Origin of the sequence: Segatella hominis, assembly GCF_019249725.2 — a bacterium.
Taxonomy (GTDB): domain Bacteria; phylum Bacteroidota; class Bacteroidia; order Bacteroidales; family Bacteroidaceae; genus Prevotella.
Window position 1 is genome coordinate 1,176,885 of sequence record NZ_CP137559.1, and the last position, 12,814, is coordinate 1,189,698.

Here is a 12,814-nt window from a genome sequence, read left to right on the forward strand (position 1 = left end):
GAAATAGTTCTATCAGTCATAAATACAATCAGGAAAGACGAAATTCATCTTTCCTGATTTTTTTATTCTGAAAGTTTGCATATTAACAAAAAAAACTGTAATTTTGCACCCGATTTAGACAGATAACATTTTGAAAATGAGACTGAAATAAAAAATGAAGATAAAATTGTTTTTAGGGATATTAATGGTCATAGGCTTTATGACTAATATCTCAGCAGCCAATCATTCTCACCTGCATGTTGTCTTATTGGGTGATTCCAATACGTTCATAGGTGGAGATGATTGCGACAAAGACAGAGGTTGGAGCAAATGGTTCAAAGAGAGATTTTCCCCTTCTACCTGTAAAAGTTATGCCAGGAGTGGCGCTACTTGGACTAATTGTTCTAAAACAAAAATCAATACCGAGGAATATTCTGAGAAGTTGACGGATAACAATGTCATTTTCAATCAAGTACTGAGATTGATTCAAGCAACAACAGAAGGCAAGGAGTCCCAACCAGATCTGATCATGATTATGGCTGGAACAAATGATGCTTGGTTCAAATCATCCAGACCGCAATTATTTTCCCAAACTCCACAGCAGGTTTTTTCTGCGACTTCCAATACCGTATTAAGGAAACCAATCCATCAGGTGACCTCCCTTGCAGAATCTGTCAGATACAGTTGTGAAAAGATAAAGGAAGCTTTCCCTGACGCACAGATTGTATTGATAACACCGATGCAGATAGGTAAGCCTGGCGTTACTGGTATTCACAAAATTGGCGACATCATAGAAAAATGCGGACATTATATGAGCCTATCGGTCATCCGTCTGGATTATGGGGGAACCATTCAGGGGGCAAGAGAAATCAACCGCAGGGTTTTTACGACAGATGGAGTCCACACCAACAGCAAGGGAGCCAAACGAAATGGTTACTTCATTGCCAACCAATTAGAAAGTCTGCTGTTGTATTAACAGAATCAAACAGACACTCAGTCAAAACAGAAAGTTTTACAAAACATAAATAAAAATAAAACATAATGGTATTTTCCGATTTATTTTTCATCTTTGCGTTCTTACCAGCCTTTATGTTGTGCTATCTGTTAGCCTACTTGTTGGATAAGAAATTCTTCAAGACGGGCGAGCATCCAGCAAATGTACGCAATGCGATACTTGTACTGTTCTCACTGATATTTTATGCTTGGGGCGAACCAATATATGTTTTCCTGATGCTGTTCAGTGTCATGGTCAACTACTTTGCCGGTCTTGGAATAGACAGTCAGCAATCCCATCGCAAAAGAGCATTGGTAATTGGTTTGATATGCAACATCCTATTACTCGGCACTTTCAAATATGCGGGATTCTTTGCAACAACACTCAATTCGATAGGTATTCCAGTAAGCATTCCAAAGATTTCACTGCCTATCGGTATCAGTTTCTATACCTTCCAGTCCATATCCTATCTCATAGATGTATATCGCCGTGAAGCGCCAGCCCAGCGCCGTTTCCTGGACTTGCTTCTCTATATTTCCATGTTCCCGCAGCTGATAGCAGGACCTATTGTCAGATATGATATTGTGGCATTGGAAATCAGAGACAGAAAGGTAAGACAGTATGACATCGTAGAAGGTTGCTATCGTTTCTTGATTGGATTGGGTAAAAAGGTAATTCTTGCCAACCAATTTTCAGAGATAGCAGACCAGTTCCTTGCCAACGGACTTCAGAATTTATCCACCTTTGGAGCATGGGTGGGCATATTAGCCTTCACGCTTCAGATCTTCTTCGACTTCTCAGGATATAGTGACATGGCAATAGGACTGGGCAGATGTTTAGGTTTTCACTTTGCTGAGAACTTCAAGCACCCTTATTGCTGCACATCCATTTCAGACTTCTGGAGGAAATGGCACATGTCATTAGGTAGTTTCTTCCGCGACTATGTGTATATTCCAATGGGAGGAAACCGACGTCACCAGCCACTCAACATCTTTGTTGTCTGGTTCTTGACCGGTATGTGGCACGGAGCCAGCTGGAACTTCATCTTCTGGGGTCTTTATTTCGGTGTCATCGTGATTGCCGAAAAATATACATTGCTGAAGGTGCAGGATAAGATACCTTCCTTCCTGCTGCATATATACAGTCTGTTGCTCGTCATCATCGGATGGGGAATTTTCTATTTTGATGACTTTACCAAGATGCAACATTTCTTCGATGCGTTCTGTGGAAATGCCAAGAACGTATATGACTTTGCAGCAGAAAGTGCATGCATGGACAATTTCTGGTTATGGGTGGCAGGCATCCTGTTCTGTCTTCCAGTATATGATACGGTGGCAAAGTTGTATAACAGATATCTGCCCAACAATACAAGGATGAAGAAGAACATCACCCTTGCAACTCGCACGGTAGTGTCCATTATCCTCCTCACGCTGAGCGTAGCCTTGCTTGTTGGAGCCACCAACAATGCCTTCATTTACACCAGATTCTAATTTAAAATATACCAAAAAAATGAAAAGATTATATACATTCATAAATACTGCATTATTCTGCTCATTCTGCGCTCAGGCAATGATGGCAGAAACCCATTCCACATGCTATAAAACCAGAACGGGCATCATCATCAGCAAAGAGAACAACCAGATCAGAGCACTGGAACCATTTACCGGTTTGGCAACAGGAGGAACATGGTATTCAAATGCCATCAATCAGTACCGGGATACGCTGAAGCATCATGTAAGAATCTATAGCATGATCGTTCCTACCTCTGCAGGTCTATACTGTCCGGAGGAAGCCAAGGAATGGATTCGCGATGAAGAGCCGGTCATCAATAATATGTATCAGCATCTGGAGAAAGGCGTAGAAATAGTAGATGTATATCCTGTACTCAAGCAACACGTGGATGAGAATATTTATTCCCGCACCGACCACCACTGGTCTCCATTAGGAGCATACTATGCAGCCCGTGAATTTGCCAGAAAAGCACAGGTAAAGGTTCCTAATCTGAACGATTTCGAAGAGCGTACCATCCATAATTTTGTGGGGAGTATGTATCATTACTCAAAGGACATCACAGTAAAGAACTCTCCGGAGAAATTCATTTACTATATTCCTAAAGACAGCAATTATGTCACCACCTATGTCGGACACAACATGGGTAAGAATAGGGTAGTAACGAGCCTCACAAACCCATTCACCGGACCATTCTTCATCAAATACAAGGATGGCAGCAGCAGTGCATATTGCACCTTCATGGGTGGCGATTTGCGCACAACGCATGTCAAGACAGACGTAAGAAATGGAAGAAAACTGATGATCATCAAAGATAGCTATGGCAATGCTTTGCCAGGATATCTCTTCGGTTCATTTGAGGATATTTATGTAGTAGATTTCAGATATTTCACAAAGAACATTGTGAAATATGTCAATGACAATCAAATCACAGATATACTCTTCGCCAACAACTTGCAGCATGCCTATGCAAAATCCACGGCAAGAGGCTTCGAACGAATGTTGCGCCAATAACGCAAATGAAGAAATAAATAGATTGTGATATTTAACTATTGCATTTAAAGTCATGAAACAGAATTATATATACATATCAATCATGAGTATGGTGTTCTTAGGATTCACCATCGTTTTCCTGTTCTTCCCTCGGAGCACATACTCTGCACTTGAAAAGAGAGAGCTTGCCAAATTTCCAAAATATTCACTGGAAAGTTTGAAATCGGGTGAATTTACCAAGAGCATCAATTCCTGGTTCAGCGATAGTGAACCTTACCGAGACATCTTCATGTCTATGAGTATGCAGGAAAAGGATCTCATCAGCATGTCTGTGGGTGAAGAAAAAGTGACCTTCCATGCATCAGCAGATGCCACCGAGACATCGGGTCTTACAGATGAAGAACTGGAAATGGGAGAGAGAAATGTAGGTAAATACAAGAATAATATTACGGCAGAAGAGAATGCCAAAATCGCCAACCGTGGTATTATCATCGTAGGTAAAGGAAAAGAGGTAAGAGCTTTGATGGCTTATGGCGGCAGTTCCAAGGGTGGTGTGGATTATGCCCAGTCAGCAAATGAATACAAGAAGGTATTCGGACCAAAGGTAAATGTATATTGCATGGTCATACCGACTGCAGTGGATTTCTATTGTCCTGATAAGGCAAAAGGATGCTCCAACGAAGAACGTCCAACCATCAACAACATCTATGCTCACTTAGACAAGGATGTTCATGCCGTAGATGTCTATACTGCACTGGGCAAACACGTGGCAGAAAACATCTTCCTCAGAACCGACCACCACTGGGCACCACTTGGAGCTTTCTATGCAGCCCAGCAATTCGCTAAAGTGGCAAAGGTTCCTTTCAAGCCGCTTTCAAGCTATGAAAGAAAAGTGGTACATGGATACGTAGGAAGTATGTATGGCTATTCTCATGATATTTCCCTGAAAAATGCCCCGGAAGATTTCGTCTATTATGTTCCAAAGAACGTAAAATACGAAACCTATTATACGGATTATAAAATCAACCGCAACTACGAGGTCATAGGCGAAGGCAAGCCATACAAAGGCATCTTCTTCTATAAGTATAAAGACGGCAATGGTGGTGCCTACTGTACCTTCATGGGCGGTGATACCCGAATTACCCGGGTGAAAACCAATGTCAACAATCATCGCCGCGTCATGATTCTGAAGGATAGTTTCGGAAATGCTCTTCCAGGCTACCTGTTCTATTCATTTGAGGAAATCCATGTAGTCGATTATCGATATTTCACCAAGAATATGCGCAAATATGTCAGTGATAATAAAATAACTGATATTCTGTTTGCCAACAATATCTTCAATGCATATTCCAATAAAATTTGCAAGAAATACACGAAATTCCTCCATCAGAATGGTACCATCTTGCCAAGCATCAGTTCCGTAAGCACTTCATCCAAGTCAACAACTGCAGATTCTACCAAAAAGCAGAAGGGTACTCACACTACTCCTGCTTTGAATGAAACGCTTGATGCGAAGAAGGATTCGCCTAAAGAACAGAGCAGTCATCATGATGCCACCAAGAAGCATGATAAACAACATGACAATCAGCATGTAGAAAAACAGAAGCCAGAATCCGTGCCTACAGAATCTGGCGACAAGCAACCGGCTGAATAAAATGAAAACAGGAAAATATTTTAGAACGGCAATGCTGACCATCTGTCTGTTGTCTTTAGCCGTATCATGCAAGAAGGAAAATAAGAAGACGGAATATACGCCATGGGGAACGGTGATAGAGGATGGAGACTCAGGTGATGCTGAGGCTTCAGACTCCAGTTCCTCTGCAAGTACCTTCTCGCTCGCAGATATAGAAAACAATGGAGAACTGATCATGCTGACCCTATCAGGCCCTTCTACCTATTATGATTATAAGGGAGTGGGCTTAGGTAAGGATTACTTGCTCTGTGAGAAATTTGCCAGTTCCATAGGCGTTTCGGTAAGAGTAGAACTCTGCAAGGATACCCTGGATATGATCAACAAACTGAAAAAGGGCAAAGGTGATTTAATCGCTTATCCGCTTAAGAAAGGCAAACGCAGCGATATTGCCTATTGCGGCGCCTACCAGACATCGAAAGAGAAAGATTCTGATCAGGCGACCGCCTCAGTCCAATGGGCAGTCAACAAGGGAAACAAATCACTGGAAGAAGCATTAAACCATTGGTTTACGCCCCATATCTTGGCAAACGTCCAAAAGGAGGAAAAGAAGATACTTTCAGAGGGACTTATCATCCACAAAGTCTATGCTCCTATGATCAATGCAGCAGGAGGCGTCATCAGCAAATACGACCATTTGTTTAAGAAGTATGCCCCTATGGCACGAATCGACTGGCGACTGATGGCAGCCCAATGCTATACGGAGTCAGGTTTTGATACCTATGCAAAATCATGGGCAGGCTATTGCGGACTGATGGCCATTATGCCAGGTACTGCCAAGGAATTAGGAATCCCCGTTTCCTCACTCACCAATCCGGAAATCAACATCTCCGCTTCGGCTACGTGCATGGCGAAATTCGAGCGTATGTTCCAGGATATAGGCGACCCATTCGAGCGTCTGAAATTCCGACTTGCAGCCTATAATGCAGGACCATGGCATATCCGGGATGCGATGGCACTGACACGTCAACACGGCAAGAATCCGCATCGCTGGGATGATGTGGCAGAGTCAGTACTCAAGCTCAGTAATCCTACCTATTATAAATTGCCAATCATCAAATGTGGCTATATGCGTGGAAGCGAGACAGTCAATTACGTTTCCAAAATCATGCAGCGATGGTCAAGCTATTGTGGGGCTGCAAGAGGAGGAGGAGTTTCTACAGGAAATGGTTTATCACCTAATTTTGACCATTCCATACCGCAGCGGGCCACCAAGAAGTACAAATATCATGTCTGACCCCAACAGGCTGAGAAACAAATCCCATAGTTTGTGAAAGCATATTAACTTGTTGCAAAGTATATGAAATAATGCAGGAAATCCAAGACAAATCTTGGTTTTCTGCATTTTTTATTGTAATTTCGCCAACATGAAAAAGATATTTTGTTTGACTATATTATTGCTTTCCGTCTTAAAGATATCTGCATACGATTTTCTTAGGGCAGTAAAGAATGAGATACCTGGAGGCTATAACTTCTGGGTTTATACACCAGTGGATTATTTCTATACGCAGGAGCAAACGCCAGTGATCATCTTCCTTCATGGTGCCAGTCTATGCGGTCGCAACCTTGAAAGAGTAAGAAGATACGGACCGCTGGATGCCATTGTGAAAGGCCGAGATATTGATGCTCTGACGCTTGTGCCTCAAAACCCTGGAGGTGCTTGGAGTCCCAAGAAAGTGATGGATATGCTTGATTGGGTGAAGCAGCATTATTCCTGTGACACCACCCGTGTCTATGTTTTAGGCATGAGTTTGGGAGGATATGGAACAATGGATGTCTGTGGCACCTATCCCGACCGTATTGCAGCAGGAATGGCGCTCTGTGGCGGTTGTTCCCTGAAAGACGTAAGCGGTTTGGGGAAACTTCCATTTTGGATTATCCATGGCACAGCCGACAGAGCCGTTCCTGTAAAGCAATCCAAAGTAGTAGTAGATAAATTAAAACGTGACGGAAATGATTCCCGCTTGATTTATGATTGGTGGCAAGGTGCCAATCATGGAATGCCAGCCCGCGTTTTCTACATGAAGAAAACTTATCAATGGCTTTTCTCCCACACGCTGAATGATTCAGACCGCCCTGTAAATCGCGATATAGACATCAGCATGGGGGATGTAAGGAATGCTTATGATGGCGTAAACCGTAATGCACCAAAACCCGAGCTCATCGATGGTCCAAGCGTGATTAAGGATGAGGGAAATGAGTATTAATGGGGGCTGGAGATGTGCTTGGCAAACTTCTCGGTCTTCATCCTATTCACTGAGCGCATGGTAATGCAGTAATTAATCATACTTTGTGTTGTTTAGATGGTTGATATTTCAATTCCCCAGAAGCCTCGTTTCTTGCCCTTATTTGGGTCGTTATTGATGTCTGGCGCCTTACATCAATCGAGACTCAAATGTGTCGTCTGTAAAGACCGACTTTCGGTGCAAGAGAAGCTTTCTTTCGATTGCTGGTGCAAAGGTACAACAATTTGGAGTTGAAAACAAATTTTTGGGCTACAGATTTTTTAGGGGTGTCTGTAAGTGCCTGACTGATATTGCTTTACAATGATATTTCGGAAATCAATTGCTGCATTTTGATAGAATTGGAAGAAAATGAAGGCTTGTGACTCAGAATTTTAGAAAAGCGGTCATTTGGTCATGGTCATGTTCGGTCAAAATCGTTTTCGGGGGCGCTCGGTCATCCTATAATATAATATAAATATTATTTATATTATATTATAGACCATTTTGACCGATTCAAATTTCATTTTGACCGAAAATGACTTTGACCAAATGACCGGATTTTGTTTTCTTCATAGCAAGTGTCTTAGTGTATAAGATGTAATTAGAAGTACTTGACTATCAGTGTGTTATATGATTATTAAACCCCTCTTTTTCTCTCCTAAAAAATCTTATTCTTATATGCTCCTGTCTCTCAAATTCAAAGAAAATCCATGTTCAATATCCATTTCTTGCCTGTCATTTTGTAGTGTTTCTTTACTAAAACTGCATTTGGGGGTACTTGTTTGGGCATTTCTGCTTCATTTTTTCGCCATTTTCGAGGGTCTTAAATCGCAAAAATAGCCTCAAAAATAACTTTTACGTTAAAGAAAGCATTAAAAGTGGTATTATATAATAGTTTGCCAATCTCTGCTATAATAATAAAAATACAGAACATTTATAAAGATAACAAATTTTATTGACTTAATCTATATCAAGCCAATGATTGTAGTTATAACCCACAATATCAAGTACTTACATAATAGTTGTTTTGGAAAATTGATTCGTCTGTTGACAGTTAAGATTTAACTTTTTAATGGACAAATAGTAAATATAGCGATGCTTACAAATCGAGACGAAGTTATTATATTGGTATTAAGAAATCTCTATAAAAAGCGTATTTTTCGGCTTATTTTTTCACTTATAAGCTCAAAACTGCGGATTATTTCACTAAAATCCCTTAATTTTGAACTCTAAAATAATGCTTTTAGAAGCGAAATCGGTTATGCGCAACTATTCTGTAATGCTTTGCCAGACTTACAATATAATATTCCGGTCATTTGGTCAAAGTCATTTTCGGTCAAAATCATTTTCAATTTTCTTTTTCGAAACACCATCCACGGCAACAACGAGTTTTCCGCCAAGATCTGTCCTTGCTTCGAAAAGTCTTAAGCACGAAAGGGGGGAATTAATAAAAAAGCACAGTTAAGGAATAATTATGATACCTTAGCCGCGCTTTAACTATTATTGCTTAAAGAGTTTTGATATTTCTTCTATAGGGAGATGAGTGGCTTGGGCAATCTGCTCTGGTGATAATCCCATCGCTTTCAACTGATTAGCAATTTCTAAAGAACATTCTGCTCTGCCTTCTGCTCTGCCTTCTGCTCTGCCTTCTGCTCTGCCCGCCGCAAGTCCTTCATCTTTCCCCTCCTGAAAGCCTTCATCACGGCTAGTATCAAAGAGGCTCTTCATGTGCCTTATTGACTCCATGTGGCGATAATAAGCCTTTTTGTCTTTTTCAGAGAGCGAATCGACACGTAAGCACTCACGGGCCTCAGCAAGACCAGCAGCCTTTGCCTTGGCACTGATATTACCAGTCTTCAAAAATTCTATCCACTCATCTAATGGAGTGGTAGCTACCTGATCGAAATCATTCACACGGAGCACATAATACTCAGGGAAGATATCACCTGCAGCCTTACGCTTCAAAATATCATATTCTTTATTACCGAAGAATTTTTCATTTTGTCTGACGGATAGTTTCAAGGTATCATGAGGCTGATGAATACCCACAAATTCTGTCTTGCCGTGGTAAACATAATCCTTACCCTGACCCAATTCGAAATAAACAATATTGATGGAGTAAACCTTTCGCACTTCTTCATAAGGTTTTCCTAAACCGATATATTCTGTGATAGTCTTGGAAACGCCATATAACATACGGTGGAAATATGATAATTCACGGCTATTCTGTACTTCAATAATGCAGAGTTCTCCCTCCTCGCTTTCGGCGAGGATATCTACACGATTGTATTTGTCTTCTTCATCACTCTGGTTGCCTTCACTTTCGAGGAAGCGTTCTATCTTGAACTTTTTGCCTATCAGTGATGCCAAAAATCCCTCCAAGACCACAAAATTAGCCTTGTTGCGAAGTAGGCGTTTCATCGCCCAATCAAAACGAATATAATTTCCCTCCATAAGCAATATCATTTTTGTTTTACTGCAATGCAGCTTATATTTTTTTCTGATCGGAATTTCGTTATAATGATCATCTCATGACAGCTGAGTCATATGATAGCCTAATGCTTTCAATTCAACGGCTATTCCCATCAAATACATCTGATGCAATGCGGCGATAAAAGCTCTAAATGCAGTCTCTGTACCTGGTTCTATTCCCATATGAGCCAATTGATTCAATGTACGGGAAGCACATTCTGCCACCACATGATTCATTTTCTGATGAGATTCCTCATCCAAAAGAAGTATTTTCTCACAGATGTAATCATCCATGTGATCAAAATCAATACTATTTTTCAAGTATTCATAATGATTCTCTACCTTACTATACAACTCCCAATCTACATCCCAATATTTAGCCATTGCCAATCCTACAAACATAATCCAACCGAGTGACACGGTAGGATATTTTGTAAATTCCTTCATTGCATCCGGCAAATAGCTTTCACCAATCTTTGCCCAGAGTTCTTCCAAATCTGGAGCTTCCGGCAAATGTTCATCTACTCGATCAATAGAACATAAATACTGGTGAAGATCACGCTTGAAGATTTCTTCGAAATTCGTATTCTTATCAATTATCATGACAATCTTCCGATTAAAGCTGTTGTAAATATCGGTCTGCCTCAATGGCTGCTTTGGCACCAGAACCTGCTGCAACGATTCCCTGACGATAAACCGGGTCTGCCACATCTCCTGCTGCAAAAACACCAGGTACATTTGTGCTCGCAGTGCCAGGAATAACCTTGACAAATCCCTGCTCATCCAAGTCGATGTAATCCTTAAACAACTCAGTATTAGGCTTATGACCAATTGCCAGGAAGAAGCCATCTATGGCAATATCAAATTCTTCCTCATCACTTTCGCCCTTGCGCTTCACAAGGTGAGCACCTTCTACACCATTTTCACCAAAGAGTCCTAATGTATTTGTTTCAAAAAGAATCTCAATATTCTCTTTCTCCTTCACGCGCTGCTGCATAATCTCTGCGGCTCTAAGATAAGGTTTTCTTACAATCATATAGACTTTTTTAGCCAGTCCGGCAAGATACAGGGCCTCTTCACAGGCAGTATCACCTCCACCAACTACTGCTACGGTACGCTTACGATAAAAGAAACCATCACAGGTGGCACAAGCAGAAACACCTTGTCCGCGATATTTTTCCTCATCAGCCAAACCTAAATATTTGGCAGAAGCACCTGTAGCGATAATGACTGTATCAGCAAGGATTTCATTTCCACGCTCGTCAACTATATGGTAAGGGCGCTTACTGAAATCTACCTTAGAAATACTGCCATCACGGATATCGGCTCCAAAGCGAGAGGCCTGTTCCTTCAAGTCCATCATCATCTGGTTGCCATCCACGCCATTAGGATAGCCTGGGAAATTCTCTACGATTGTAGTGGTGGTCAACTGGCCTCCTGGCTGAATACCTGAATAAAGAACGGGTTTCAAATCAGCTCTTCCTGCATATATGGCTGCTGTATATCCAGCAGGACCACTTCCGATAATCAAAGTCTTTACTTGTTCCATAGTTTTTATATTTATTTTTATGCAAAGATACGGCAATTCAAATGAACTGCAAAATATTTCCCTTTCTTTTTTATACTTTATACTAATATTATGCGAAATTTGGATATAATCCAGATATTTTTTGTTAACTTTGCAAACAAAATAAAGAAAATAAATACGGAATGAATACTATTAAGAAAATCGTGCTTACCGGTGGACCATGTGCTGGTAAGACTACTGCACTGGTGAAAGTTATTGAGCATTTCTCCAGTCTGGGATACAAGGTTTTCACAATCCCAGAGGTGCCTACGATGTTTACGCAGGCGGGTATGAATTATTTGACATCCAACAAAGATTTCTTCTACGTTGGAGAGAAAGCTACACTCCTGACCCAACTGCATCTCGAGGACTGTTTTTACAAAATGGCTCAGACGCTCGAACAGCCTGTTCTCATCGTCTGCGATAGGGGAGTAATGGACATCTCGGCTTATCTTTCACCGCAGCAATGGCAAGATATTATCGGAGAAATTGGCTATACGCAGACTCAACTGAGAGACGAGAGATATGATGCCATACTTCACTTGGTTTCTGCTGCGGATGGTGCTGAGCAATTCTACACAACAAGCAACAATGCCCAGCGCCTGGAAAAGGCTGATGAAAAGGGTCTTCAAATAGCCCGCGAATTGGACAAGCGTGTCATTGAGGCATGGACGGGTCATCCACATCTGAGAGTGATCAACAATCATGAAGACTTTGACAACAAGCTGAATCGCGTGCTCAAAGAGATTTCTAATGTACTTGGAATTCCTCAGCCAATAGAGGAGGAAAGAAAGTATATTGTCAAATTGACTGGCAATGTGCCAAATAGTATTGACAGCGATATTGTACAGACATACTTGACTGGTGAACCTAATTGTGAGATTCGTTTGCGCAAGCGCCGCTTTGAAGAAAAGGAAGTATTTGTACATACTACCAAGAAGAGAATATCTGACACAGAACAAATAGAAACAGAACGCCAGATAAGCAGCAATCTTTATGAGTCGCTTCTCCAGCAGGCGGATCCTTACCGCCAAACCATCAAGAAGCATCGCAAGAGTTTTATCTGGAAAGGTCAGTATTTTGAATTGGATTCCTTCGAATCTCCTGTGAATGATCTGATGATACTTGAAACAAAGGGTATTGCAAAACAAGAGAGCGTGAAATTCCCGCCATTCATTCAAGTTGTAGAAGACATCACGGGTAATACTAAATACTACAATTATAATATTGCCTTGAAAAAATAAAAGCATATCATCAATTACCCACAGATTTCAGAGATTTACACAATTCTTTTGGAAGCCCCAAATAAATCTGTGAAATCTGTGGGACTTTTTATGCCTATAGGGATTGGCTTATGCAGCCGTTTATATAGCCGTAACGTTCCT

At 41.1% G+C, this 12,814-nt stretch carries 10 protein-coding genes; 7 read left to right on the forward strand and 3 right to left on the reverse strand.

What is annotated here, in order from left to right:
• The first annotated feature begins 154 nt into the window (after positions 1–154).
• From KUA50_RS04710 to KUA50_RS04735, 6 genes are all read left to right on the forward strand, one after another.
• Complete coding sequence (locus KUA50_RS04710) at positions 155–955, forward strand: SGNH/GDSL hydrolase family protein (RefSeq protein ID WP_218457996.1); 801 nt, start codon at positions 155–157, stop codon at positions 953–955.
• A gap of 65 nt (positions 956–1,020) precedes the next feature.
• Positions 1,021–2,463: an MBOAT family O-acyltransferase gene (locus KUA50_RS04715; protein WP_218457995.1), complete on the forward strand. Its 1,443-nt coding sequence runs from the start codon at positions 1,021–1,023 to the stop codon at positions 2,461–2,463.
• Positions 2,464–2,482: 19 nt separating this feature from the next.
• Positions 2,483–3,496 (forward strand): DHHW family protein, encoded by a 1,014-nt coding sequence (locus tag KUA50_RS04720; RefSeq protein ID WP_022111494.1) that lies wholly within the window; start codon positions 2,483–2,485, stop codon positions 3,494–3,496.
• 52 nt (positions 3,497–3,548) lie between these two features.
• Positions 3,549–5,129, forward strand: a complete 1,581-nt coding sequence (locus tag KUA50_RS04725) for a DHHW family protein (RefSeq protein WP_218457994.1) — start codon at positions 3,549–3,551, stop codon at positions 5,127–5,129.
• Position 5,130: 1 nt separating this feature from the next.
• A complete protein-coding gene (locus KUA50_RS04730; protein WP_256624358.1) occupies positions 5,131–6,402 on the forward strand; it encodes a transglycosylase SLT domain-containing protein in 1,272 nt (423 codons plus the stop codon).
• Positions 6,403–6,532: 130 nt separating this feature from the next.
• Positions 6,533–7,372 carry a prolyl oligopeptidase family serine peptidase gene (locus KUA50_RS04735; RefSeq protein ID WP_218457993.1) on the forward strand — a complete coding sequence of 280 codons (840 nt, stop codon included), beginning with the start codon at positions 6,533–6,535 and terminating at the stop codon, positions 7,370–7,372.
• A gap of 1,518 nt (positions 7,373–8,890) precedes the next feature.
• On the opposite strand, the gene KUA50_RS04740 is transcribed toward KUA50_RS04735, so the two are convergent.
• The 3 genes from KUA50_RS04740 to trxB all read right to left on the reverse strand — a co-directional run bounded on the left by KUA50_RS04740 (position 8,891) and on the right by trxB (position 11,411).
• A complete protein-coding gene (locus KUA50_RS04740; RefSeq protein WP_256624299.1) occupies positions 8,891–9,856 on the reverse strand; it encodes a PD-(D/E)XK nuclease family transposase in 966 nt (321 codons plus the stop codon).
• Between the two features lie 63 nt (positions 9,857–9,919).
• Positions 9,920–10,465 (reverse strand): hypothetical protein, encoded by a 546-nt coding sequence (locus KUA50_RS04745; RefSeq protein WP_218457324.1) that lies wholly within the window; start codon positions 10,463–10,465, stop codon positions 9,920–9,922.
• A 13-nt stretch (positions 10,466–10,478) separates the two neighbouring features.
• The gene (trxB, locus tag KUA50_RS04750; protein WP_218457325.1) at positions 10,479–11,411 is read right to left on the reverse strand and encodes a thioredoxin-disulfide reductase; all 933 of its coding nucleotides are present in this window, start codon (positions 11,409–11,411) and stop codon (positions 10,479–10,481) included.
• A 161-nt stretch (positions 11,412–11,572) separates the two neighbouring features.
• Between trxB and KUA50_RS04755 the strand changes: the two genes are divergently transcribed.
• Entirely contained in the window at positions 11,573–12,673 is a 1,101-nt protein-coding gene (locus KUA50_RS04755; protein WP_218457326.1) for an AAA family ATPase, read from the forward strand.
• Positions 12,674–12,814 lie beyond the last annotated feature (141 nt).